Below are 24,767 nucleotides of genomic sequence, written 5' to 3'. Positions count from 1 at the left end.
CAGCAATGGGCATCTGGATCGATACGGATATGGGTTTCGACGACATCGCTGCGGTGCTCGTCGTTCTCCATGCCAATGAGGCGATTGACGGCATCTCGCTGGTTTTCGGTAATACACCGCTTGAGCAGGTCAAGCGCAACGCCGCCAGTGCGGCCATGGCATTCGGCTGGTCGTTTCCCATCCATGAGGGGCGCGCCTTGCCGGTCCTCGGCAAGCTCGAGACCGCGGAGCGCATCCTCGGCGAAACCGGCATGCCGACCGCCGGCCTGACGCTGGCGGCGGCTCCGCCGCTGCCGGTGAGCGATGCCTTTGCCGCTCTCTGCCGGTGGTTGGAGGAGGCAGACGAGCCGCGCCGTATCCTGGCGCTCGGACCTCTCACGAACCTTGCTGCACTCTGCCTGGCCCGACCGGATCTGGCAGCCAAGATCACCGACCTGACCTGGATGGGTGGTGGCGTGACCAGCGGCAACCACACGGCATCAGCCGAATTCAACGCTTTCGCAGACCCGGAAGCGCTGGCGATCGTGCTGGCGCATGAGCTGCCGCTGCGCATGGTCGACCTCGACCTTTGCCGCAAGGTCTTTGCCTATCCCGATGATATTGCACCCATTCGTGCCGCAGGCGGCACCAATGCCGCGCTGATCGCCGATCTATTGTCCGGCTATGTCTCCATTGGCACGAGCCGCGGGCGACCGGGCATGGCGATCTACGATCCGGCGGCTGCGGTCGCATTCGTCAACGCAGGCGCGGTCTCCTTCCGCAAGGCGCGCATCGATGCGGAGTTGGCGGGCACCCTGACCCGCGGGCGCACAGTGGTCGAGATCCGTGAAAGCCATGGTGCCTTCAACGCCGAATATGCCACCGACGTGCATGCTGAGGCGGCGCGTGCCCAGATCCTCGGCGCGTTGATGAAGGAAGCCGCCAAGTGACCCGTCCGCAGGAACCGATGGACCTGATGGATTCGGCACTGCGCGCCCGTGCTGTCGCTGCAGCGCGGGGTGCGGCCGCGTTCGACATGCTTATCATCGGTGGTGTCGTGGTCGACATGGTTACCGCTGAACAGCGCGCTGCCGACGTCGGCCTCGTCGGATCACTGATTGCCAGCGTGCATGCCCCCGGTAGCCGCAACGATGCCGCCTCGATCGTCGATGCCTCCGGCGCTTTCCTGTCGCCCGGCCTGATCGACACGCACATGCATGTCGAAAGCTCGATGGTCACGCCCGCGACCTATGCCGATGCGGTGCTGCCGCGTGGCGTCACGACACTCGTCTGGGACCCGCACGAGTTTGGCAATGTCAGCGGCATGGCCGGCGTGCGCTGGGCCGCGGATGCGATCACCCAACTGCCGCTGCGCTGTGTTCTGCTCGCGCCTTCGAGCGTGCCGTCCGCTCCGGGCCTCGAGCTGGCGGGTGCCGATTTCGATGCCGATGCGATCACGACCATGCTCGCGTGGCCGGAGATCGGCGGCATCGCCGAGATGATGAACATGCGCGGCGTGATCGATGGCGATCCTCGCATGCATGCGATCGTCCAGGCAGGGCTTGCTGCGGGAAAGCCGGTCAACGGCCATGCGCGCGGCCTTGCCGGTTCGGACCTGCAGGCCTTTGTGACCGCGGGCGTCAGCTCGGACCACGAGCTGGTTTCCGCTGACGATCTGCTGGCCAAGTTGCGCGCCGGGCTCTCGATTGAACTGCGCGGCTCGCACGATCACCTGTTGCCGGAGTTCGTTGAGGCGCTGAATGCTTTCGGCCACCTGCCGCAGACCGTGACGCTCTGCACCGACGATGTCTTCCCCGACGACCTCGACCGCTCGGGCGGATTGGACGACGTGGTGCGGCGGCTGGTGCGCTACGGGCTGAAACCGGAATGGGCGCTTTGCGCCGCGACGCTGAACGCCGCCACCCGCCTCGGTCGTCCGGACCTCGGTCTCGTTGCCCCCGGGCGGCGGGCGGATATCGTGATCTTCGAGGACCTCTCGGCCTTTCGCGCCCGTACGGTGATCGCCGGCGGCAAGCAGGTGGCCCGGGCGGGACAGATGATCGACGCCGTGCCGAAGGCCGACGTCCAGGCGCTTGTCGGTACGATGAAGATCGAGCCATTGCGCGAGACGGACTTCGCCATTCCCGCAACCGGCTCAAAGGTGCGTGTCGCCACGATCGACCGACCGCGCTTCACGCAATGGGGCGAGGTAGTGGCCGAGGTCGAGAATGGCTTCGTCGTTCTGCCGCAAGGTGCGACGCTGATTGCCGTTGCTCACCGCCACGGCCGCTCCGACAGCAAGCCGCGCGTCGGCCTGCTCACCGGTTGGGGAGAGTGGCGCGGCGCCTTCGCGACCACCGTTTCACATGACAGCCACAACCTGACGGTCTTCGGCGGCAACGCCCGCGACATGATGGTGGCGGCCAACGCCGTCATCGCCGCCGGTGGCGGCATGGCGGTCGCATCCGCGGGCAAGATCGATGCGGTCCTGCCGTTGCCGCTATGTGGCCTCGTTTCCGAAGCGCCCTTGGCCGATGTGTCATCCGGCTTTGCTGCGCTGAGTGACGCTGTCGGACGGATCGTGGATTGGCAGCCGCCCTACCTCGTCTTCAAGGCCTGCTTCGGAGCAACGCTTGCCTGCAACGCAGGCCCGCACCAGACCGATCGCGGCATTGCCGATGTGGTGACGGGGAAGCTGCTCGAAAATCCGGTGCTCAAAGTGTTTTGATGCATCAAGCGGGGCGATGCCGGTCGCCCCGCTTGTGCTTTGCTGGTGGCCGGCTAGCGCAGTGGCTGCTGAATGTTCAAGGCGGTGTCGAGAAAGCCCGTGATCACCTCGGCCGTATCCCGGTGAATGGTCGCTCTGTCTCGACCGCCACCATCGTCGCACACCACGCCGTCACCCGGCGTTTCCGCCTCGATCAACGCCCTGGCGCCGGGCTTGCATATTTGCATGAAGGTGAAGTGCGCCGCGTCTGCTATCTCGAGATAGCGCGACGTATCCTGCGGCAGATGGTTTGCGAGATAGCCCGATTCCAGTTTCGCTGATCTTGCGCCAACCTCCACGCCGGCACCGACGACGAGCACCGGGATATGCACCGCTGCAAGACTTCCCGCCGTAAATCCACGCGCAAGGCCAAGATCGAGAGAAACGACCGCTTTGACCCGCTTGTCGGCGAGATCCGCGCCGAGCAACGCTGCCGCGCCGGCAGTCTTCTCGACGCCGAGCTCGTCATAGACGTTGCAGGCAATCGGGCTTGCCTCCGATTTACAGTCTTCCAGCAGCTGCCTCTCGTCGAACCGGGCGCCCGCGATAGCCATGACGGTCCATCCGCCGAGCGAGTGGCCGACTGCCGCTATCCGGGACGCATCGATGCTGCCGGCAATTGCCGGGTCGGCCATCACCGCATCGATGGCGCGGCTAAGATCGCGCGGGCGCTCCGAAAGCCGGGCGGCCTGGCGCGGCGATCGGTCGAAGGCGGTTGTCCCCGGATGGTTCGGCGCAGCGACGACATAACCGCGACGGGCAAGTTGATCGGCAAGCCAGAGCTGATTGCGCCAGGTGCCACCAAAACCGTGCGATAGGACGACGAGCGGATGGAGCCCCGGGGTCGGCGTTGCGCCCCGCGCGACGGCGAGGCCGGCCCAGGCAGGGGTGTCGCCGACGAGGTCGGCCGTTCCGCCGCTCGCGGCCGGATACAGAATGGCGACGTCCAATGGTCGGTCGCTGCCGGCATCCACCAGCGTCGTTTGTTTGAAGCCGATATCATCGGCTTGTGCTGGGGCCTCGACGAGGCATGCCAAGGCAAGGAGCCATAAGGCGTGTTTGTGCATGGAAGTCTCCAATGGCGTGGTATTCGCCGCCGGATTGTGCCCGGCCCATTGTGCGTTGGAGACCTAAAACGCAATCAAGGTCGCCGACATTTTTCGGCTACACGTTACCTGATCAGCTATCGGCCGAAGCGCTCAGTTCCTGCTCGACCAATGTCGTCCAGAAGGCGACGCCGGGGCCGATTGCCGCGTCGTTGAAGTCATAGGCGGTGTTGTGGTGGAGGGCGCCATCGACGGCGGGTCCGTTGCCGAGCCAGACGTAGCAGCCGGGAGCTTCAAGCCCGAAGAATGCGAAATCGTCGCCGGCGGTCGATGGCGGAAACTGCGTCCGCGTCCTCTCGCCGAAGACGGCACGGGCTGCCGAAAGGGCACGGTCGCTGGCTTCGGCGTCATTGACGACGGGCGGGATGCGACGTTCGAATGCGTAGTCGACTTTAATCCCGTACATCTCGGCCGTGCCGCGTGCCAGCCGGCCGATCTCTTCCTCGAGCTGGTCGCGGACATGAGGCGTGTAGGCACGCGCCGTGCCGCCGATCTCGACCGTATCGGGAATGACGTTCAGCGCCTTCGGGTCGCCGGCGCGCACGGAACAGGCGCTAACGACGGCCGGCTGCAGCGGATCGACGACGCGGCCGACGATCGACTGCAGCGAGGCAAGGAACGTGCCGGCTGCCGTCACCGGGTCGCGGCCGAGATGCGGCTTGGCGCCATGGGTGCCGACACCGCGGAAAGTCAGCCGCCAGCTGTCGGAAGAGGCGAGCTGCGGTCCAGCCACGACGGCAATCTCGTCGGGGTCAAGGCCGGGCATGTTGTGCAGGCCGTAAACCGCGTCGCAGGGGAAGAGTTGGAAGAGGCCATCCTCGACCATGCGCTTCGCGCCGCCACGACCTTCCTCCGCCGGCTGGAAAATGAAATGCACCGTGCCGGAAAAATTGCGCGTGCTGGCGAGATGGCGGGCGGCGCCGAGCAGCATGGCCGTATGGCCGTCATGGCCGCAGGCATGCATCTTGCCGGTTTCCCTCGACTTGTACGGCCGCTCAGCCAACTCCGGCATAGCGAGCGCATCCATGTCGGCGCGCAGGCCGATCGAGCGGGTGCCGTTGCCGATCTGCAATGTCCCGACGACACCGGTTTTTCCAAGTCCACGGTGGACTTTAAGGCCGGCTTCTTCAAGCAGTTTCGCAACCAGATCACTTGTGCGGATCTCCTCGAAGCCAAGTTCCGGATGGGCGTGGAGATCCCGACGGAATTCGGTGAGGAAAGGCAGGTCGTTGGTGATCTCATCTGGCACGCGCATTGTCTGGCAGTTCCTTGCATGTCTATCGGAGAAGGGCCGTCGAATTCCCCAGATTTGCGTCAGCCGGGGCGCCCTTTCGGTTTGATCGAAGTGGTAAACGGTATAGACGAAAACCGCCGGAACCAGAACAGTGCGCCGGCGTTTTCATCGCCTTTCGTTCGAAGCCTGAGTGGCGCAGAAGAGGACCGTACCGATGCAGCCGCATGAATTCTGGCAGGATGTGTTTCCGCCGAAAAGTTTCGATACTGGAGGCGGTTATCGGGATTTCTTCCCTGCTGAGTTTGAAGACGGTCGCCAGATCCTGCTGCCGATCCGGCAACTCTCCGATGGCAAACATGCGCTGGCATCGCTGATCATCAATCAGGCAAGCTTTGCGGTGGAAGAAGCGCTGGCAGCGGAACTGGCTGCCAGGCTCGCGCCGTTAAAACCTGATGTCATCGCCGGCCTGCCGACCCTTGGGCTGACCCTGGCGTCTGCCGTCGCGCGCAAGCTGGGCCATGCGCGTTACGTGCCGCTCGGCACGTCACGAAAGTTCTGGTATGTCGACGATCTCTCGGTGCCGCTGTCGTCGATCACCACGCCTGACCAGAAGAAGCGGCTTTACGTCGATCCGCGCATGCTGCCGCTTCTTGAGGGCAAGCGCGTCGTGCTTGTCGATGACGTCATCTCCAGCGGCACGTCGATCGTTGCCGGCCTGACGTTGATGCAGACCTGCGGGGTGGAGCCGGTCGCGATCGGCGCCGCCATGCTGCAGACCGAGCGCTGGCGACAGCCTCTGGCCGATCTCGCACCCCGTTGGCCGGAGCGCGTGGTCGGTGTGTTCCGCACGCCCTTGCTGGCCCGAGAAGAAGACGGCGCCTGGCGCGCCGCCTGAGGCGATATCGCTCATGCTGCGCCAGCGCTACTGCGCTGGCCGCACCTTGTAATAGACGGTCGCTGCAGCGCCGGAGGTCTTGGCGATGGTGTAGACGTCATAGGACGCCTGCGGGTCGTTGCCCATGCCGAGCGAACCGGCAGGCATGCCGGGTACGGCAATGCCTGATATATCCGGCTTTTCGGACAAAAGCTTCTGCACGGCCTCAAGCGGCACATGCCCTTCCACGACATAACCGTCGATGACGGCAGTATGGCAACCCTCCATGTCGGCCGGCACGGCGAACCGCGTCTTGATCGGCGTCATGTCGGCTTCATCGCGGATCTCGACCTTAAAGCCTGCGGCCTCCATCGCTTCCGCCCATTGTTCGCAGCAGCCGCATTGCGGATCCTTGTAGACCGTCATCGGGCCGGCTGCGATCGCCGCACCGGCTGCGAGCATCGTCATGCCCATGATCGCACCGGCGGCGAAATGTCTGCGTTTGAGGTCCATCATCGGACGCTCCTTTCTTTTCTGTTCGGCCTGGCCGTCCAAGGCCCGGCGTTGACGCTAACCGGGCCTTGGACTCCGGATTACTTGATCTCGGTCACCGTGAGTTTGCCATCGACCCGGTCGGCGACGAATTCGATCGCGGCACCTTCCTTCAGCTTGGCCAGTATCGCATCATCCTTGACCCGGAACACCATAGTCATGGCAGGCATGTCGAGGTTCTTGAGATCCTCATGGGCGATCGTCACCTTCTTGGCAGACGTGTCCAGCTTCTTGACCGTTCCCTTGGTGAACTCGGCGGCCTGAACTGACGCGGCCATGGCAAGAGTGGCAATCAACGTAATGAGCGTTTTCATAATATCATCCTTTCAATCGGTTACAGTCACTTCTTCATGACTTCGAGCGGTCCATGCATGCCGGCGTCGTAGTGGCCGGGAACCAGGCAGGCGAACTCGAACGTGCCGTTGTTGGTGAAGGTCCAGACGATCTCACCGGATTTGCCGGGCTCAAGCCGGATGGCATTCGGATCAGCGTGTTCCATGTCCGGAAACTTCTCCATTGCGGCCTTGTGCTCCTGGATCTGCGCCTTGTCGTCGAGTACGAACTCATGCTCGAGTTCGCCGGCATTCTTGATGGCGAAGCGCACGGTCTGCCCCTGGCGGACCTTGATGCTTGCCGGCGTGAAGATCATCTTGCCGTCTTCGGTTTCCTTCATCGTCACGCGCACGGTCTGCGTCGCCTTCTTGGCGTCGCCCGGCTCTCCGACCGACATGGCATCATGGCCGCCGGCGTGAGAACCGCTGGCGAGCATCGGCGAGGCGAGCGAGGAAGCGGCGAGGAACGTCAGCGCGAAAAGTGTCGTCTTCATCTTGGTTTCCTTGGTTGCGTTGGAAGAGGTCATTCCGGTCAGCCTTTTTTTGCCGGAGGCGGCGTGATCACTGTCTTGGCGTCGGTGGCGCGGGTGGTTTCCGGCAGCGCGCCGGTCCATTCCCAGGCCTGGGTTCCCGGCGGGTTTTCGTACCAGCCGGGATCGCTATAATCCCCGGCGGAGATGCCTTCGCGCACCTTCACTACCGAGAACATGCCGCCCATCTCCAACGCGCCGTGCGGCCCCCAGCCGGTCATCATCGGGATCGTGTTGTCGGGAAGCGGCATTTCCATCTCGCCCATGTCGGCCATCCCGGCCGTGCCCATGGGCATGTAGTCGGGCTTGATCTTGCGGATCTTCGCCGCGACCTGTGTCTTGTTGGCGCCGATGAAGGTCGGGATATCATGGCCCATCGCATTCATCGTGTGGTGCGATTTGTGGCAATGGATCGCCCAATCGCCTTCGTACTTTGCGTCGAACTCATAGGCGCGCATGGCGCCGACGGGAATGTCGATCGAGACCTCCGGCCATCGGGCCTCGGGACGGACCCAGCCGCCATCGGTGCAGGTCACCTCGAAATCATAGCCATGCATGTGGATCGGATGGTTGGTCATGGTGAGGTTGCCGACGCGCACCCGCACCCGGTCGTTCTTGGCAACGACCAGTGGATCGATGTGCGGGAAGATGCGGCTGTTCCAGCACCACATGTTGAAGTCTGTCATCTCCATGATGCGCGGGACATAGGTGCCTGGGTCGATGTCATAGGCGTTGAGCAGGAAGACGAAGTCGCGGTCGACCCGCATGAAGGCCGGGTCCTTCGGGTGGATGACGAAGAAGCCCATCATGCCCATGGCCATCTGCACCATCTCGTCGGCGTGCGGGTGGTACATGAAGGTCCCGGATTTCACGAGATCGAACTCGTAGACGAACGTCTTGCCCGCGGGGATATGCGGCTGTGACAGACCGCCGACACCATCCATTCCCGATGGCAGGATCATGCCGTGCCAATGGATCGTCGTGTGCTCCGGCAGCTTGTTGGTGACGAAGATGCGCACCCGGTCGCCCTCGACCGCCTCGATCGTCGGGCCGGGCGACTGGCCGTTATAGCCCCAGAGGTAGGCGGTCATGCCGTCGGCCATCTCGCGTTCGACCGGTTCGGCGACCAGGTGAAACTCCTTGACGCCGTTGTTCATCCGGTGCGGCAGCGTCCAGCCGTTGAGCGTGACGACCGGCTGGTAGTCCGGCCCGCTCGTCGGCACCAACGGCTTTTGCGTGGCGGCGTTGTCCATGCCTGCCGCCTCCGGCAGGCCGGATGTCGAGGTTTGCGCCCAGGCCGTGGTGGAAACGAGTGCCGCGCCGGCGCCGAGGATTTGTCGTCTGTTGAACATGGTCATGATCCCTTTCAATCCGCGTCCGCTGCGGCAGGAGCCGCGGTTTCGCCCGCAGCGCCAGCTTCCCCGCCGCCATGAATGGCAGTCATCAGATCGGCGTCCGCGAGCCAGAAATCGCGTTTGGCATTGATGGTGAGGATCACCGAGTCCACCTTGGACCGGGTGTCGGCGAGCAGTTCGAAAGTGCTGGTGATCATGCCGTTGTAGCTGAGGGTCGCTTCCTCCTCGATCTTCGTGCGCAACGGCACGACGTTGTTGCGATAGTGCCGGGCGATGTCGTAGCGCGAGCGATAGGCCTGATAGGCTGACCGCGCTTCCGAGCGAACGTTGACCGCCTTTTCGGCAAGCAGATTGGCGGCGCGCATATGCGCCAGCTCGGCCTTGCGCATGCGCGCCTGGCCTGAGTCGAAGATCGGGATGGAGAACTCCAGCTCGGCCTGGCCGGTGCTCTCGACCTTGGTGTCACCGTCTTCGCGTTCGCGCTCGGCTTCTGCGCCCGCAACGAGCGTGAGATCGCTGACGAAGCGTGTCGCTTCGGTCAACCGATAGGACTTTGCCACGGCCTCGAGGTCGAGGCGTGCCATCTGCAGATCGACACGGCGTTTGAGTGCCTCGGCCTCGATGCTGTCCCGGCGGGAAAGCGCTTTCGGCAGGTCGGGCAGCCGATTCGGCACCTGGTAGTCGGCGTCGGCTCCCCAGAGCCCCATTTTCCGGGTGAGGTTTTCCTTGGCAAGCCTTGCAGCAAGACGGGCTTCCGCCACCTGGCCGGCGAGCTCGGCATTGAACACATGTTCGCGGGCCTGATCGGCCTTGCCCATGGCTCCGGTCTCGCCGAGCTTGGCGGCGAGTTCCGAGGCTGCGTCGGCGGCGGCCTGCGCCCTGTTGAGCTGCGCGACCGTTTCCCAGGCCGACACGGTCTCGACCCATGCGCGGCGGGTTTCGGCCGCAAGCGCAAGCGTCTGCAGGGCTGCCGCGAGCTGCGCCTGACGGAAGCGGGCGTCGGCGAAGGCGATGGTTTTCTCCCGCGTCAGCAATGCCAGGATATTGGTGGTGATCAGCGCTTCGATGGCGCGATACGCTTCAAGTTCCGGTGCCCCGATCCCGGTGGTGCCGATCGAAACCGTCGGGTTGAGAAGCATCGTTGCCTGCCAGGCATCCGCCGACGCGTCGCCGAGATCGGCATAGGCCGCCTGCAGGCCCTTGTTGTTGAGAAGTGCTATCTGCACCGCGGTATCGGCATCGACTGACTTGCGTGCCAGTAGGGCTTTGACCTGTCCTTCAGCCTTTACGGCCTGCTCGCGGTTCTGGATCCAGACGCTTCTCTTCGTAGTACCGGCGCCGACCTTGGCCTCGACCGCCGTAAAGCCGGCACCCTTTGCCGAATACTCCGCGTTTGTCGCACAGCCGGCAAGCGCCAGCGGCAAGCCGATGATCGCGGCGAGCTTTAGCCTTTGCCTGTTCATGATGCCTCTCCCTTGGCGGGAGACTGGGCGTCGTTGAGCGGCGCCCAGCGTTTTGGGCCGACAGGCTCGCGGTGGACATAACCGGTAACAGGGCTTCGGTAGGCCTGGCCGCTGGCGCCAGTGGAACTTTGCGAGGGATCGGCGAGGCTTGTAACCTCGGCAGGCATTGTCGTCGCGCATCCGCCCAAAAGGATGGGCAGGAGCGCCATGGGAAACAGACGTTTCATGGTTCAACCTGAAATGTGAATGATGGATATCGGCGTCAGACCGGCAGAGCCGGGCAGGCCAAGACCTTGACTGCAGTTGCGGTCAGTTGTTCACGAAATCAGGCCCTTGGAGGGCGGTGCAAACCGGCGCGCTCGCCGGGGCTGAGCTGCGACTGCAGGCCGAAGCTCAAGATAGAGCGTGGCAGACCAAACCGGGCTTCGCCGGCATCGGCAAGGACTGCGACGGACGCACAGAACGTCTTGCAGCAGTCCTTCTTGTCGGTCTTGCCGCTATCGCCAATGGGTTTTGTCTTGCCGCTGTCGGCACTTGGGCAATGTTCGCTCAGCGCTGAAGCACTGATATCAAGCGAGGCATCCGGCTGCATTGCCGCGTGCGTTTGCATCGCCGCGTGCGAGGCGACATGGGTCATGCCGGCCGCACTGGAAAAGGGCAGCACAGCCAGCGACAGCATCGTCACCAGCTTGAGCATCGTCAGCAGACGCTGATATGCATGTCGTGCCTTTTCCATCATCAATCCCTAGAAACGCTCTCGATTCCTGTCAATGCGACCGGCAGGGCTCGGGCTCACGAATGCGTGAGCGTCTGCCAGATTTCCGGCTTCTCAAGCCTGTCGGCGGTTGCGGACCGGGTCGATACCTGCCGGGCCAAAGCGTGCGGGCTCCGGAGCCTTGCCGGGTTCGTTCGCCATGTCCGCGAGATCGTCGAGGATCGGGCAATCAGGTCGTCCGTCGCCGTGGCAGTTGGCGGCCAGGTGCTTGAGCGTCCGGCTCATGGCCTTCAGTTCCTCGGCCTTGCGTTCAAGGAGATCAACGTGTTCGAGCGCGATCTTCTTCACCTCGCTGCTGGCGCGCGAGCGATCACGCCACAGCGTCAGCAGGTCGGTCATCTGCTCGACGGTGAAACCGAGATCGCGGGAGCGGCGGATGAAGCGCAAGGTGTGAACGTCGTTGTCGCCGTAGTTGCGGTAACCGGCCTCGCTACGATCGGCCGGGGGAATGAGGCCGATCGTTTCGTAATAGCGGATCATCTTCGTCGAGACGCCGGAGGCGCGTGCGACTTCGCCGATATTCATGGCTTTACCTTTCGAGCGGTGCGCAGAGCGCGGGTATTCAGGTCGAATATAAGAAGTCTCGCCGGCGGACGCCATGCGGGCTTGTCCCGCCGGAGAGAGGCTTGGTGTTATCGCGTCGATGGCGTTTGCGCGACGATGCCGCGAAAACCTCTCAGCCGAAGCGCGTTGCCGAGCACGAAGACGCTGGAAAGCGCCATCGCACCGGCGGCGAAGATCGGCGACAGCAGCAGACCATAGGCCGGATAGAGCGCGCCCGCTGCAACCGGGATCAGAACCGCGTTATAGCCGAAGGCCCAGAATAGGTTTTCCTTGATGTTGCGGATCGTCGCCTTCGAAAGGGCGATCGCGTTCGGCACACCGAGCAGATCGCCGGACATCAGCACCACATCGGCGCTTTCGATCGCGACATCGGTGCCGGTACCGATCGCAAGCCCGACATCGGCCTCGGCAAGGGCGGGCGCATCGTTGATGCCGTCGCCGACGAAGGCGACGGCGCGGCCATCTGCCTTCAGGCGCTTCAGGGCGGCAACCTTGCCGTCGGGCAGTACCTCGGCGATGACTTCGTCGATCCCGAGCTTGGCGGCGATCGCTTCGGCCGTGCGACGGTTGTCGCCGGTGATCATCGCCACCTTGAGACCGAGATCGTGCAGCATGCGGATCGCCTGCGGCGTCGTCTCCTTGATCGGGTCTGCAACGGCGATAATGGCCGCAAGCTTGCCGTCGATCGACGCATAGAGCGGGCTCTTGCCTTCCGAACCGAGGCGAGCGGCCTGGTCGGCAAACACTGAGACGTCGAGATTTAGCTTGGTCATCAGTCGGTCGGCGCCGACATGGACGGTCCGCCCCTTCACCGTGGCACTGGCGCCGAAGCCGGGGACAGCCTCGAAGTTCGCGGGGGCGGCGATGGCGATGCCTTCGGCCTTCGCAGCTTCGACGATTGCCTCGGCGATCGGGTGTTCCGACCGGGTTTCGACCGCAGCGACGAGTGCAAGAACGTCGCTGCGTTCAAAGCCGGCTGACGTGTCGAGATCGGTCAGTTCGGGGCGGCCCTTGGTAAGCGTGCCCGTCTTGTCGACGGCGATGATCTCGGCGTTGCGCAGCGTCTGCAACGCTTCGCCCTTGCGGAACAGGACGCCCATCTCCGCGGCCCGCCCGGTACCGACCATGATCGAGGTTGGGGTCGCAAGACCCATGGCGCAGGGGCAGGCGATGATCAGTACGGCGACGCCATTGACAAGCGCGAAGCTCAGCGCCGGATCCGGGCCGAAGATCAACCAGATCGCGAAGGTGATGGCTGCAATGGCGATGACGGCCGGAACGAACCAGGCGGTCACCTTGTCGACGAGCGACTGGATCGGCAACTTGGCGCCCTGGGCCTGTTCGACCATCCGAATGATCTGCGCAAGCACGGTATCGGCGCCGACCTTGGTTGCCCGGAAAGTGAAGGATCCGGTCTTATTGATTGTGCCGCCGACGACGTCAGCGCCGGCAAGCTTCTCGACCGGAACCGGTTCACCGGTGATCATCGATTCGTCGACGTAGGAATTGCCGTCTACCACGGTGCCGTCGACCGGCACCCGGTCGCCGGGACGCACCAGAACGGTGTCGCCGGCGTGAACGTCTGCGAGCGGTATCTCGATCGTTTCGCCGTCGCGAACGACGCGCGCCGTCTTTGCCTGCAAGCCCATCAGGTGTTTGATCGCTTCGGAGGTGCGACCCTTGGCGCGGGCCTCGAGCACCCGGCCGAGCAGAATCAGCGTCACGATGACGGCCGCGGCCTCATAATAGACGTTGGCCGTACCCTCGGGCAGAAGCCCGGATGCGAAGGTAGCAACGACCGAATAGCCCCAGGCCGCGGCCGTGCCGATGGCGACGAGCGAATTCATGTCGGGCGCGAGACGCAAGAGGGCCGGGATACCCTTCTGGTAGAAGCGCAGTCCCGGGCCGAAGAGGACGAGCGTCGTCAGCACGAACTGCAGGTACCAGCTCTCCTGCATGCCGATATTGATCATGACGAAGTCGTGTACGGCCGGGATGAAGTGCGAGCCCATTTCCACGACGAAGATCGGCAGCGTCAATGCTGCGGCAACCAGCAACGAGCGGCTGAGGCGCTGGCTTTCGCGCTCGCGCTTTTCGGCCTCCTCGTCGGTGCTCTCATCGCCGGTGATGCGCTTGGCCTCGTAGCCGGCCGCGCGCACCGCCTCTTCGAGGCTGGCTGGTGTCGCAATGCCCTTGGTGAGGCGCACCGATGCGCGTTCCGTCGCCAGGTTGACATTGGCCCCTGTGACGCCGGGCACCGCTTTCAGTGCCTTCTCGATGCGGGCGACGCAGGAGGCGCAGGTCATGCCTTCGATTGCCAGCTCGATCGATTCCTCAGCTGCGCCATAGCCGCTGTTTTCGATCGCCTTGACGATGTCGGCGGGCTTGGTCGATCCATCGAACCGGACATCGGCCCGTTCGGTTGCAAGATTGACGGAGGCGAATTTGACCCCTGGGACTGCGCGGATGGCCTTCTCGACGCGAGCGACGCACGAGGCACATGTCATGCCTTCGACAGGTATGCTGGCCGTCAAGGCATTACCGGGGATTGCTACGGCGCTCTTCGCTTCGATGGTGGTCACAGATCCCATGATCGTGCTCCTTTTCCTGTTCTTTTACCGGAAGATGGAGCTTCCAACGATGGGAAGGTCAAGGGTCGTTTGAAACATTTCTATGCAGAAAGACATCGCTTCACATGCTCAGTGCTGGTGATGCGAGTGCACGACGGTGTGACCCTTGCCACGCGCAATCAGCCAGCGGTTGACGGGAAACGCCGCAACGCCGGCAACAAGGAGCGCGACCGCAAGGCTCGCCCAGAAGAGCAGAGACGTCACGCCTGCATCCATCGCTCCGGGAATGAGCAGCATCAGGGCGTTGTCGACAATCTCCATGATGACGATGGATGCCGTGTCGGCGGCGAGCGCGAGCTTCAGGACGGCAGTGAAGGGCATGCCCGCTTTGATCAGCGGGAACATGGTCAGGCCGTAGCCGAACACAAAAGCAAGGAAGACGGCAAGCGCGATCGTCTGGACATTGCCCCATCCAAGCCCCGAACCGATGACCATGCCGAGCACTTCGCCGATGGCGCAACCGGTTAGGCAATGCACCGTCGCAGAAAGCGCGAGGCGATTGAGCGACGCTCCGTCGGCTTGTGAGGTGCTCTCCGTCACGCCGCGGCGATCATGTCGGTGCGCATGGTGTTCGTCGTGCTGCATGCTCGGTCTCCGTGAAGATGCGGAGTCGGCAAGCTAAAGCTTCCCACCGTTGTAAGGTCAAGGCGTGTGGTGGCCTGTGTGGATCTTTGCTTCGATCCGGTGGGGTTAGGTGACAAACGCCTCGGCCTGGGGTCGAGGCGTCAACCGGTGACTGGAGGCACAGTTGCAATCTTGATTTAGAGTTGGCGGCCCTCGTAGCCGGCCGTCTTCAGCGCTTCGGCGATCGGGCCGGATGCGGCGGCGGTGTCGACGCTGATTTCGCGCGCGCCGAGATCGACCTTCACGGTTGCCTGCGGATCAACACTCAGGATCGCCTTTTGCACGACGCCGGCGCAATGTCCGCAGGTCATGTTGTCGATCTTGTAATTCTGCATCGCTTGTCTCCTTCTTTTCGATGTGAGACAAACATGGGGTTTCCCACCGTTGGAAGGTCAAGAGGCCGTTCGACTATATTTTTTCGGCATGCTTCGTGCGTCGAATCCGGTGGCGAAAGCGCAGGAGCCGGCCTGCTAATCGGCCGCAAATGCTCCGAAAAATTTGAAAGTCTTTCATTGGCGAACCCTGGAATAGACGGCTAGCGGTCGGCCGCGGGAAGACGCACAATCCGAAGGCTGTGCACAAGGGCATTCGCGTCGTCTCAAGGGGGCGGACGATCGCCCGCCCGGCACGGACTGCGAAAGGTCCGTGATGCGATCGCACCGGACAATTCGGGGATGATCGAAATGCACTGGTCGGGTACTGGAGGAGACTGTGGCCCGATCTCTGTCGTTCGGCTGCGTCGTGGCGACGCCGCCAAGGGAGGAAATATGTTTGAACGACTTTTCAAGTTAAAAGAGCATGACTCGTCCGTGCGCACCGAGGTGATCGCCGGCGTCACGACATTCCTGACGATGTCCTACATCATCTTCGTCAACCCCGACATTCTGTCGACCACGGGCATGGATAGGGATGCCGTCTTCGTCGCGACCTGTATTGCCGCGGCGCTCGGCTCGGCCGTCATGGCGCTGGTCGCCAACTGGCCGATCGGCATGGCACCGGGCATGGGTCTCAACGCCTTCTTCGCCTTTACCGTCGTTGCAGCCCTGGGTTTCACCTGGCAGCAGGCGCTGGGCGCCGTGTTCATCTCGGGCGTGATCTTCCTGATCCTAACGGTAACCGGGGTCAGAAGCTGGCTGATTGCAGGCATCCCGCACTCGCTCAGAAGCGCGATTGCGACCGGTATCGGTCTGTTCCTCGGTATCATCGCGCTGAAGAACGCCGGCATCGTCGTCGACAATCCGGCAACGCTGGTCGGCCTCGGCGACCTGAAGCAGACCGGCCCGCTGCTGGCGATCCTCGGCTTCTTCGTCATTGCCGTACTCGATTCGCTGAAGGTCCGCGGCTCGATCCTGATCGGTATCCTCGTCGTTACCATCCTGTCGATGCTGCTGGGTGTCAGCGAGTTCAAGGGCATCGTTTCCGTGCCGCCGAGCATCGCACCGACCTTCATGCAGCTCGATATCATGGGCGCTCTGCATGGCGGCCTGGTCCACGTGATCCTCGTCTTCGTGCTCGTCGAAGTCTTCGATGCCACGGGTACGCTGATCGGTGTCGCCAAGCGCGCCAAGCTGGTGGAAGAGGGCAAGCCGAGCCGTCTCGGCCGGGCACTTCTGGCCGACAGCACCGCCATCGTTGCCGGTTCGCTGATCGGTACCAGCAGCACCACCGCCTATGTCGAAAGCGCCTCCGGCGTCCAGGCCGGCGGCCGCACGGGTCTGACGGCACTGACCGTCAGCGTGCTCTTCCTTGCCGCGCTGTTCTTCTCGCCGCTGGCAGCCGCCGTCCCGTCCTACGCGACGGCTCCGGCTCTGCTCTATGTCGCCGGCCTGATGATGCGCGAACTGACAGAAGTCGACTGGGACGACCTGACGGAAGCAGCACCTGCCGCACTCACGGCACTGGCAATGCCCTTCACCTACTCGATCGCCAACGGCCTTGCCTTCGGCTTCGTGAGCTATGTCGTGCTCAAGGTGTTCACCGGCAAGTGGAACGTCATCCACCCGGCAACGCAGCTCGTCGCAGCTCTCTTTATCGTGCGCTTCGCCTTCTTCGCCGAGTAAGGCAAAGGCCGGGGCAAGCTATGCCCCGGCCCCGTTATCTCAGAACTTCCCCCGCGAAAGCTGGCCGGACCGTAGATATTCCTGCGGCTCCGGTCTTTTTGCGCCTGGGGTCGTTCAGGTCTTGTCGTGCAAAAGCTGCCGGTCAGTATTGCCCGGCCGGCAGATGAACCACGAGGCCGTCAAGCGTGTCGGAGACGGCGATCTGACAGCTGAGCCGGCTTCTTTCATCGGGGTTGACGACGCAATCCAGCATGTCCTGCTCCTGATAGTCGGGCGATGGCAGCTTCTCGCCCCACGCCGCGTCGATGTAGCAGTGGCAGGTGCCGCAGGCGCAGGAACCGCCGCATTCGGCGGCGATGGCATCGATGCCGTTCTGAACGGCTGCCGACATAACCGACTGGCCGATTTCGGCCTCAACCTCGGTCGACTTCCCGTCGGCATCCACAAAGACAATCCTGGGCATTGTTTGGTCTCCACTCAAATCTGAAAGCGTTCGAATTGCTGCGCGCTGAACGCGCGATTGCCGGTGTTCAAGCGGGCTTGATGGCGATCTGCAGCCGCTTCGGCCCGCGCACCGAAAGGCCCCGTTTGTATTCGGGCTTGTCATCGACAAGGTCGATCGTCGGGAAACGCTGCAGCAGGGTGCTGAAGATGATGTCCATATCCAGCCGGGCGAGATGGTTGCCGAGACAGAAATGCACGCCGCCGCCAAAGGCCAGGTGCCTGTTGGGCGTGCGGCCGATGTCGAATGTATCGGCACTCTCGAACTGCTTGGGATCGCGGTTGGCAGCGCCATAGAGCAATCCGAACTTCGTGCCCCGCGCGAACTTCCGTCCGCCGATTTCCACGTCCTCGATGCAGTGACGATGGAAGAATGGCAGGGGCGATTCGTAGCGGAACATCTCCTGCACCGCCGTCTGGATCAGTGCCGGGTCCTGGCGCAAGCGCGCCATCTGGTCGGGAAAGCGCAGCAGCGCATGCATGCCGCTTCCAAGCACGTCGATCGTCGATCCGTGGCCGGCCATCAGGATCAGCATGCAGGTCGAAATGAACTCGTCTGAGTTCATGGCGCCGGCGCGCTCGGCCTCGATCAGAACAGAGATGAGATCGTCCTTTGGGCTTCGCTCGCGCTGGTGTTTCAGGGCTGTCAGATACTCGTAGAATTCGGTGGTGTTCGTTTCGGCGATGCGCTTGCGTTCATCCGAGCGGTCGACGTCGAAGAACTGGACGATGTTTTCCGACCAGATGCGCAGTTGCGGACAGTCTTCGTCGGGAACGCCAAGCAGGCGGCCGATGATGTGACCGGGCACATGGGCGGCGAGATCATCGACGAAATCGATCTGGCCGCGATCGGCGAGACTGTCGATCAGTCTGTCGACATAGGCCTGGATCTGATCGCGCAGTTTGGCGATCATCGCCGGTGTGAACAGTTTGAAGACCTGCCTGCGCAACCGGTCGTGTACGGCGCCGTCGCTGTCGAGCAGGCTGAACTGCACGAAGCGCGAGTGATGCGGCATGTCGTGCCAGTTGCCGGCGCGCTGGATTCTGGCGATTTCCTCGGTTGTCGCAATGTCTTCGAGCGAGCGGACCATGCGCTTGTCCATGACGATTGCCGAGACGTCCTCGAAGCGCGAGGCCAACCAGATGTCGAAATCTTCGAAATAGTGCAGGCCGCTCTTGTCGCGTAGCGCCTTGTAGGTGGGATAGGGATCGCGTGCAAAGTCAGGAGACAAGGGGGCGAACGCGACCTCCATTTGGCTCTCTGTCGATAAGGTCTCTGCCATTTGCCGCACTCCCTGCAAAAACTGCAGGATAGCGCCATCAGGGAGTGCGAGGAAATGTAGCAATCTCGCAGAATAATGGACAAAACTCGCATCGACATGCAGAGTGCCCCACATGTTGGCTGGGCGCGAAGAGATCTATTTTCACACACCGGCGCGTTTTGCCGGGGCGTTTCCCTACACGGCGCTGGTAGCCGGCGCTCGGGTTGCCTTCCCGGACGAGCCGCCGATACGCAAGCGCTTCCATCAGCACGTACTCGTACATACCATCGCCGGGCAAGGGCTGATCGAGGTGCGCGGGCAGCGGTTCGTCGCCAAGGAAGGCCTGTCTGTCTGGCTGGACACGTCGCAGGCCTATGAACATCGTTGCTCGCCCGACGCCGGGGAATGGCGATATCTGTGGATGGGTGTCGAGGGACACGGGCTGGACGAGGTCTATGCCTTCCTCAACGTGCAGCAGTCGCCGCTGTTCGAACCGGCCGATCGCGATGCGGCGCAGGTCGCGTTTCAAGCCGTCATCGGCTACCTCGACGATCGCTCGGCGGCGACAGATGCACTGGTCAGTGCGGCGATTGCCGGCCTGATCGCCAACCTGAGTGCGCCGCGATTGGTGGGTGCCTCTGCACCCGACGATCCTGCCTCGCGCGATCGTATAGCGAGTGTGCTGGCCGCGGTCCGAAAGGACCTAGCCAAAGCTTGGACGATTGATGAGCTTGCCGTCCTCGCGCATCTCAGCCCATCGCAACTCTTTCGGAGATTCAAGGACACGATCGGGACGACGCCGATGGACTGGCTGCGGCATGAGCGCATCAACCAGGCGAAACGCCTGCTGGTCGCGCCGGGGGCGAAGGTTTCGGCCGTTGCCGCCCATTGCGGCTATCCCGATCCCTATCATTTCTCCCGCGATTTTCGTCGTTTGACCGGCTACACCCCGACGAAATTCAGGCGTGACGGCGGATACTAAAGCATTTCCAGGAAAAGTGCGAAGCGGGTTTCCGTCAGGGAATGCGTAAAAATAAAGAGATAGAGCGCTTCTGCGACGCCGCTTAAACCGGAAACGCTCTAGGAGCCGCGCATGAAAAGATGACGGTACCCACTCGGGTAGAGCGGGTCCGTCCTCTGGTGTCAAATCCGCCGTTAGCGCAGCAGGAATGGTTGCTCGAAGAAATGCTCCTCGAGATTGACGCCTTCGCCGCCGCGGTCAACCACGGCGAAGTCCGAGACGTCTTCCAACGGTGTCAGGATGCCGTGCCAGACATTGCGGGCGATATTGACGCCCTGGCCGGGCGCAGTTCTAAAGGCGATCGGTTCGCTCGGACCTTCTGCCGTCTCCTCCGAAACGACAACCAGGAACGGATTGTCGGTCAGGGGAATGAAGGCCTGACTGCCGAGGGGATGGCGTTCGACCATGGTCAGCTTCAACGGCAGCGGATAGGGCTCGCCGCGCACGAGGCTGATCATCGGCCGCGCCTTTTCGCCGGCGGTTTCGATCTTGGCGAGGTCGTGGTAGCGGGTGCACTTTCCGCCGTTGATGGGAAAGCTGTAGGCGTTTTCAGTCTCGATCACGTCGCCGAATGGCGCGAATGCCTCGCGTGTCAGCGGCTTTATCACGATCTCCTTCATGTGACGCTCCTCCGTCCTATGTTGGTCGTTTAGGGGTGCCGGCCCTTGCAATGCGCCCGATGACACGCAGCCGGCTGACGCCGCCGTCGGGGTAGATATTGAGGCGAACATGAGTGGCGAGACCGACCTTTTCGATCTTGTCACAGCCATAGTCATGGATGCTGTCGGCGCTTAGTTTTTGGCGCGGCAACACCTCCTGCCAGTACATCGAGGACGCTGTTACCAGCGCATCGACCTCGCAGGCCGCCTCGCTAAGATCCGCCGCCTCCATCGAGCAGGCGTCCGGATAGTTGCCCTTGAAGTGCGCGGTATCGACGATGATGCGTTCGATCGACATGCGGGCGGCAAGTTTTACGATGATCCAGTCGTTGCCCGGTTCGCGCCGCCGCCGCGTCTCCCAGCCGTCGCCCATATTGATCCCGCGACCGGGTGCCAACAGCCGTTGATGGCCGTAATGGCCGTTGGAAAAGACGACGATCCGGCCGCCGAGCAGCGAGGATGCGAGGTCGACGGCCTCGTCGCCGATCCGATCCCGGTCGAGCGTGGGCGTGCCGTAGACCCGCAACCGAGCAATGCCGCCGTCGGGATAGATGCGCAGCCTGACGTGGCTCCAGATCCCGTCCGGAACGGCTTCAAAATAGTGATGGGCGCTCGGGCCAAGCGGGCTCATGCCCAACAGCTCGGTCCACACTGTGGTTTCATCGGGTCCATCGGGCGCCAGGCAGCCGTCGATTGCGCAGGCGGAGGGGTAGTTGCCGGTAAAATGCGCCGTATCGACGTCGAAGCCGGCGATCTGACCGGTCGCCGCAAGCGCGACGATCGCATGGTCATGCCCGGGGCCGCGCCGACGCCGCGTTTCCCAGCCATCCATCCATTTGCCGTGGTCGTCGTAGACGCCGGGATGAAAGACAGCGGGACAATCCTGCAGCAGCCTTTCGAGCGGAGCGAAGAACTCGTCCGTGGCAAAGACCGGCCTTGCACCGAGACCGGCGGAAGCCAGATTGATCGCCTTTCGCGCGTAGTCAGGCAGGCCGGCGCCGTCGATCGTCATCGCCCGACCTCAGCTCGGCAGCATGTCTTTGAGGCGGAGAAGCGCAATCCTTTCCACCTGGCGGCCGGCCGTCTCGAGCTCGCTGTCGCGATCGTTCCCGATCCGGGTTTCGAAGGCTGCCAGGATGTCATCCTTGCTGCGGCCCCTGACGGCGATGATGAAGGGGAAACCAAATTTTGCGACATAGGCGCTGTTGAGTTCGGTGAAACGCTCGCGTTCGGCATCGGTCAGCGCATCGAGGCCCGCGGAGGCCTGCTCGCTCGTCGAGCTTTCGGTCAGCCGCTTTGCCTGTGCCAGTTTGCCGGCCAGATCCGGGTGGGCGTTGAGCACGCCAAGGCGCTCTTCTGCTGTCGCTTCACGGAAGACTGCGGTCAGCGCCGCAGCAAGCCCGATCGCCGTGTCGTTGGCCGCCGACAGTTCGCCGACAAATGCGCGCTTGGCGATCCATTCGGAATGTTCGAACACGCCACCGAAGCGAGCGACAAAATCGGCTTCGGAAAGTCGCGATGGTCGATCGTTCCAGGCCTTGAAGGGATAGGTCTTTGCCCAATGGCGTGCGATATCGATGCGCCGGGCGAGCCAGACCTTCTCGTGACCCTTTACATAATCGATGAAGCGAGCAAGCGCTGCGGCGCGACCCGGCCTGCCGACAAGGCGGCAGTGAAGGCCGATACTGAGCATCTTCGGCGCGCCGGCGGCACCTTCGGCATAGAGCACGTCGAAGCTGTCCTTGAGATAGCTGAAGAACTGGTCACCGCTGTTGAAACCCTGCGCCGTTGCAAAGCGCATGTCATTGGTGTCGAGCGTGTAGGGAATGACGAGCTGGTGGCGGCCCGCATGTTCGTACCAATAGGGCAGGTCGTCGGCATAGCTGTCGGAGACGTAGTCGAAGCCGCCTGTCTCGGTCACCAGATCGAGTGTGTTGTCCGAACAGCGACCGGTGTACCAGCCGCGCGGCGGTTCGCCGGTGACGATCGTGTGCAGCCGGATCGCCTCTGCGATCTCTGTCCGCTCCCGCTCTGAGCTGAAATCCTTGTGCTCGATCCATTTCAGGCCGTGCGAGGCGATCTCCCAGCCGGCGTCCTGCATGGCCGCGACCTGGGCCGGGGAGCGCTTCAGCGCCGTTGCAACGCCATAGACTGTCGCGGGCACGCCCTTTTCGGTGAACATGCGGTGGAGCCGCCAGAAGCCGGCGCGCGCGCCGTATTCATAGATCGATTCCATGTTCCAGTGGCGCTGTCCGGGCCAGGCCTGCGCGCCGACGATTTCCGACAGGAACGCCTCTGACGCGGCGTCGCCATGCAGCACGCAGTTCTCGCCGCCTTCCTCGTAATTGATCACGAATTGCACGGCAATCCGCGCCTCGTCGGGCCAGACGGTGGTGGGGCTCGGGCCATGGCCGTGAAGATCGCGGGGGTATCTCATGTGAAGCAGTCCTCCAGACATTTGTCTCTGCGGCCTGATTCCTAACGGGATTTTTGCAGCGTCATTCCCCCCAAAAAATTTGAAAGTCTCGAATGATCCGCCCGCTTCTCAAGGCACTGGCCTGCCTAGATACTGCCAACTGGAAAGCTGACTTCGGGAGGAACGATACGCATGCAATCTCATGGTGGAAACGACGGCCGTCTGACGACCCATGTGCTGGATACGGCCAGTGGCAAACCGGCCAAGGACCTGCGCATCGAGCTCTATCGCATCGAGGGGGAGCGCCCGACGCATCTGCGCTCGGTCCGCACGAACGACGACGGACGCTGCGATCAGCCGCTGCTGAGCGGTTCACTGATGCAGACTGGCACCTACGAGCTGCATTTTCACGCCGGCGATTATCTCGGGTCCGAAGCTGCACGCGGCGCCAACCCGTTTCTCGATATCATCCCGATCCGCTTCGGGATCGACGACCAGGGCGCGCACTACCATGTGCCGCTGCTCTTGTCGCCTTACGGCTATTCGACCTACCGCGGGAGCTGATCAGCAATGACCATCCAGATCCGCAACACCATCCGTTTTCTCCTGAACCACCGTCTCGTCGAGCTTTCCGATGTTTCCGCGGTGCAGACATTGCTCGATTTCCTGCGCATCGATCGCAACTTGCGCGGCACCAAAGAAGGCTGCGCCGAAGGCGATTGCGGCGCCTGCACGGTGCTGGTCGGCCGCCTGCTTGGCGGACAGCTCAAATATGAATCCGTCAATGCCTGCATCCGCTTCGTCGGCTCGCTCGATGGCTGTCACTTGGTGACGGTGGATTCGCTGGCAACGCCGGGTGGTCCGCTCCATCCCGTCCAGCAGGCGATGGTCCAGACGCACGCTTCGCAATGCGGCTTCTGCACGCCCGGTTTCGTCATGTCGCTTTATGGGCTCTGGATGGAGAACCCGAAGCCGTCGGTAGCCGAAATCGAGAAGGCGCTGCAGGGCAACCTGTGCCGCTGTACTGGCTATGCCGCGATCATTCGCGCGGCGGAAGCGATTTCGACCATCGGCGATCTCGGCAAGGATCCGCTGTTTGCGGAGCGAGACCGGATCGCCGGCGAACTCGCTGCTCTTCAGGATGGTCGCCGCGTGGTGATCGGTGAGGGAGCCGAACTGTTCATGCTGCCGGCCTCCGTCGACGATTTTGCCGATGTGCTCGAAGCCAATCCGAAAGCGACGATCGTTGCCGGTTCGACCGACGTCGGCCTCTGGGTCACGAAGTTCATGCGCGATATCGCGCCGGTCGTGCACCTAACGCATCTCGAAGAGCTGCGCCGCATCTCCGTCGACGACAAGGGCGTGATGCTCGGCGCCGGCGTCAGCTATGCCGAAGCCTATCCCGTCATCACCGAGCATTTCCCGCAATTGCGCGAGCTTTGGGATCGGATCGGCGGGCAGCAGGTTCGCAACATGGGCACTGTCGGCGGCAACATCGCCAACGGTTCGCCGATCGGCGACACACCGCCGGCATTGATCGCGCTCGGCGCATCGGTGGCGCTGCGCAAAGGGGCACGCCGCCGTACAGTTGCGCTCGAGGATTTCTTCATCGCCTATGGCAAGCAGGATCGCGAGCCCGGCGAATTCGTCGAGGCGGTCCACATCCCCTTCCTCGAAGCCGACACCAGCTTTGCCGTCTACAAGATCACCAAGCGTCTGGATGAGGATATTACCGCAGTCTGCGGCGCCTTCCGCCTGACGTTCGATGCTGCCGGCGACGTCGCCGACGCGGTCATCGCCTTCGGCGGTATGGCCGGAACCCCGAAGCGCGCGACCCATGTGGAGGCTGCGCTCAAGGGGAAGGCCTGGTGCGAGGCAACGGTCGAGCAGGCGATTGCCGCATTCGACCAGGACTTCACGCCGCTTACCGACTGGCGCGCCTCGGCGGAGTATCGCCAACTGGTGGCCAAGAACCTGCTGCGCCGCTTCTATCTCGAAACGCAGGCCGCCGGAAATATGCGGCTCGACCGCAACATTGCCGTTGCCGTCTAGGAGGTGAGACC

25 protein-coding genes and 1 pseudogene are annotated in these 24,767 nt (G+C 62.9%); 7 read left to right on the top strand and 19 right to left on the bottom strand.

Annotated elements, in window-relative coordinates:
- The first annotated feature begins 5 nt into the window (after window positions 1-5).
- Window positions 6-929 carry a nucleoside hydrolase gene (locus ABIE33_RS22960; protein ID WP_429129903.1) on the top strand — a complete coding sequence of 308 codons (924 nt, stop codon included), beginning with the start codon at window positions 6-8 and terminating at the stop codon, window positions 927-929.
- A gap of 17 nt (window positions 930-946) precedes the next feature.
- Window positions 947-2,707, top strand: a complete 1,761-nt coding sequence (locus tag ABIE33_RS22955; protein WP_429130140.1) for an adenine deaminase — start codon at window positions 947-949, stop codon at window positions 2,705-2,707.
- Window positions 2,708-2,760: 53 nt separating this feature from the next.
- On the opposite strand, the gene ABIE33_RS22950 is transcribed toward ABIE33_RS22955, so the two are convergent.
- Both ABIE33_RS22950 and ABIE33_RS22945 read right to left on the bottom strand, forming a co-directional pair.
- Window positions 2,761-3,813 (bottom strand): alpha/beta hydrolase family protein, encoded by a 1,053-nt coding sequence (locus ABIE33_RS22950; RefSeq protein ID WP_429129900.1) that lies wholly within the window; start codon window positions 3,811-3,813, stop codon window positions 2,761-2,763.
- A gap of 112 nt (window positions 3,814-3,925) precedes the next feature.
- Complete coding sequence (locus tag ABIE33_RS22945) at window positions 3,926-5,107, bottom strand: M20 aminoacylase family protein (protein ID WP_429129898.1); 1,182 nt, start codon at window positions 5,105-5,107, stop codon at window positions 3,926-3,928.
- Between the two features lie 193 nt (window positions 5,108-5,300).
- On the opposite strand from ABIE33_RS22945, the gene ABIE33_RS22940 reads away from it, so the two are divergent.
- Window positions 5,301-5,981: a phosphoribosyltransferase gene (locus tag ABIE33_RS22940; RefSeq protein ID WP_429129896.1), complete on the top strand. Its 681-nt coding sequence runs from the start codon at window positions 5,301-5,303 to the stop codon at window positions 5,979-5,981.
- A gap of 27 nt (window positions 5,982-6,008) precedes the next feature.
- On the opposite strand, the gene ABIE33_RS22935 is transcribed toward ABIE33_RS22940, so the two are convergent.
- The 12 genes and pseudogenes from ABIE33_RS22935 to ABIE33_RS22880 form a co-directional block, all read right to left on the bottom strand.
- Window positions 6,009-6,473, bottom strand: a complete 465-nt coding sequence (locus ABIE33_RS22935; protein WP_429130137.1) for a DUF411 domain-containing protein — start codon at window positions 6,471-6,473, stop codon at window positions 6,009-6,011.
- An 80-nt stretch (window positions 6,474-6,553) separates the two neighbouring features.
- On the bottom strand, window positions 6,554-6,826 hold the full coding sequence (locus tag ABIE33_RS22930; protein WP_429129893.1) for a copper-binding protein: 273 nt from the start codon (window positions 6,824-6,826) through the stop codon (window positions 6,554-6,556).
- Window positions 6,827-6,852: 26 nt separating this feature from the next.
- Window positions 6,853-7,338, bottom strand: coding sequence for a cupredoxin domain-containing protein (locus ABIE33_RS22925; protein ID WP_429129891.1), 486 nt, complete (start codon window positions 7,336-7,338; stop codon window positions 6,853-6,855).
- A gap of 38 nt (window positions 7,339-7,376) precedes the next feature.
- Window positions 7,377-8,726 carry a multicopper oxidase family protein gene (locus ABIE33_RS22920; RefSeq protein ID WP_429129888.1) on the bottom strand — a complete coding sequence of 450 codons (1,350 nt, stop codon included), beginning with the start codon at window positions 8,724-8,726 and terminating at the stop codon, window positions 7,377-7,379.
- 14 nt (window positions 8,727-8,740) lie between these two features.
- Complete coding sequence (locus tag ABIE33_RS22915; RefSeq protein ID WP_429129885.1) at window positions 8,741-10,192, bottom strand: TolC family protein; 1,452 nt, start codon at window positions 10,190-10,192, stop codon at window positions 8,741-8,743.
- Window positions 10,189-10,419, bottom strand: coding sequence for a hypothetical protein (locus ABIE33_RS22910; RefSeq protein WP_429129883.1), 231 nt, complete (start codon window positions 10,417-10,419; stop codon window positions 10,189-10,191). Before ABIE33_RS22910 ends, ABIE33_RS22915 begins: the two co-directional genes overlap by 4 nt.
- A 98-nt stretch (window positions 10,420-10,517) precedes the next feature.
- Window positions 10,518-10,928, bottom strand: coding sequence for a hypothetical protein (locus ABIE33_RS22905; protein WP_429129881.1), 411 nt, complete (start codon window positions 10,926-10,928; stop codon window positions 10,518-10,520).
- Between the two features lie 93 nt (window positions 10,929-11,021).
- Entirely contained in the window at window positions 11,022-11,492 is a 471-nt protein-coding gene (gene cueR / locus ABIE33_RS22900) for a Cu(I)-responsive transcriptional regulator (RefSeq protein ID WP_429130134.1), read from the bottom strand.
- 107 nt (window positions 11,493-11,599) lie between these two features.
- Window positions 11,600-13,489 carry a copper-translocating P-type ATPase gene (locus tag ABIE33_RS22895; protein ID WP_429130132.1) on the bottom strand — a complete coding sequence of 630 codons (1,890 nt, stop codon included), beginning with the start codon at window positions 13,487-13,489 and terminating at the stop codon, window positions 11,600-11,602.
- 179 nt (window positions 13,490-13,668) lie between these two features.
- Window positions 13,669-14,038 (bottom strand): annotated as a pseudogene (locus ABIE33_RS22890) (copper ion binding protein); the annotation flags it as partial.
- A 192-nt stretch (window positions 14,039-14,230) separates the two neighbouring features.
- Window positions 14,231-14,746 carry a DUF4396 domain-containing protein gene (locus ABIE33_RS22885; RefSeq protein ID WP_429129879.1) on the bottom strand — a complete coding sequence of 172 codons (516 nt, stop codon included), beginning with the start codon at window positions 14,744-14,746 and terminating at the stop codon, window positions 14,231-14,233.
- A 176-nt stretch (window positions 14,747-14,922) separates the two neighbouring features.
- Window positions 14,923-15,120 (bottom strand): heavy-metal-associated domain-containing protein, encoded by a 198-nt coding sequence (locus ABIE33_RS22880; RefSeq protein WP_429129876.1) that lies wholly within the window; start codon window positions 15,118-15,120, stop codon window positions 14,923-14,925.
- A 432-nt stretch (window positions 15,121-15,552) separates the two neighbouring features.
- Between ABIE33_RS22880 and ABIE33_RS22875 the strand changes: the two genes are divergently transcribed.
- A complete protein-coding gene (locus ABIE33_RS22875; protein ID WP_429129873.1) occupies window positions 15,553-16,845 on the top strand; it encodes an NCS2 family permease in 1,293 nt (430 codons plus the stop codon).
- Window positions 16,846-16,987: 142 nt separating this feature from the next.
- On the opposite strand, the gene ABIE33_RS22870 is transcribed toward ABIE33_RS22875, so the two are convergent.
- Together ABIE33_RS22870 and ABIE33_RS22865 are read right to left on the bottom strand one after the other, a co-directional pair.
- Window positions 16,988-17,308: a 2Fe-2S iron-sulfur cluster-binding protein gene (locus ABIE33_RS22870; protein ID WP_429129870.1), complete on the bottom strand. Its 321-nt coding sequence runs from the start codon at window positions 17,306-17,308 to the stop codon at window positions 16,988-16,990.
- Window positions 17,309-17,375: 67 nt separating this feature from the next.
- Entirely contained in the window at window positions 17,376-18,629 is a 1,254-nt protein-coding gene (locus ABIE33_RS22865; RefSeq protein ID WP_429129867.1) for a cytochrome P450, read from the bottom strand.
- Between the two features lie 112 nt (window positions 18,630-18,741).
- Between ABIE33_RS22865 and ABIE33_RS22860 the strand changes: the two genes are divergently transcribed.
- A complete protein-coding gene (locus ABIE33_RS22860; protein WP_429129865.1) occupies window positions 18,742-19,590 on the top strand; it encodes an AraC family transcriptional regulator in 849 nt (282 codons plus the stop codon).
- Between the two features lie 173 nt (window positions 19,591-19,763).
- On the opposite strand, the gene ABIE33_RS22855 is transcribed toward ABIE33_RS22860, so the two are convergent.
- From ABIE33_RS22855 to puuE, 3 genes are read right to left on the bottom strand one after another with little or no spacing between them, the layout of a single operon-like run.
- Window positions 19,764-20,249, bottom strand: a complete 486-nt coding sequence (locus tag ABIE33_RS22855; protein WP_429129863.1) for an ureidoglycolate lyase — start codon at window positions 20,247-20,249, stop codon at window positions 19,764-19,766.
- A 16-nt stretch (window positions 20,250-20,265) separates the two neighbouring features.
- Window positions 20,266-21,300, bottom strand: coding sequence for an allantoicase (gene alc / locus ABIE33_RS22850; RefSeq protein ID WP_429129861.1), 1,035 nt, complete (start codon window positions 21,298-21,300; stop codon window positions 20,266-20,268).
- Between the two features lie 9 nt (window positions 21,301-21,309).
- The gene (puuE, locus tag ABIE33_RS22845) at window positions 21,310-22,725 is read right to left on the bottom strand and encodes an allantoinase PuuE (protein WP_429129858.1); all 1,416 of its coding nucleotides are present in this window, start codon (window positions 22,723-22,725) and stop codon (window positions 21,310-21,312) included.
- A 171-nt stretch (window positions 22,726-22,896) separates the two neighbouring features.
- Here puuE and uraH point away from each other — a divergent pair, with 171 nt between their 5' ends.
- Together uraH and xdhA are read left to right on the top strand one after the other, a co-directional pair.
- Window positions 22,897-23,268, top strand: a complete 372-nt coding sequence (uraH, locus tag ABIE33_RS22840; RefSeq protein ID WP_429129855.1) for a hydroxyisourate hydrolase — start codon at window positions 22,897-22,899, stop codon at window positions 23,266-23,268.
- A gap of 6 nt (window positions 23,269-23,274) precedes the next feature.
- Complete coding sequence (xdhA, locus tag ABIE33_RS22835) at window positions 23,275-24,756, top strand: xanthine dehydrogenase small subunit (protein ID WP_429129853.1); 1,482 nt, start codon at window positions 23,275-23,277, stop codon at window positions 24,754-24,756.
- Window positions 24,757-24,767: the final 11 nt, after the last annotated feature.

Origin of the sequence: Ensifer sp. 4252, from assembly GCF_050434565.1 — a bacterium.
GTDB lineage: Bacteria > Pseudomonadota > Alphaproteobacteria > Rhizobiales > Rhizobiaceae > Ensifer.
The sequence above is the reverse complement of the archived record's forward strand: the minus strand, read 5'-3'. Positions and strand labels throughout refer to the sequence as shown.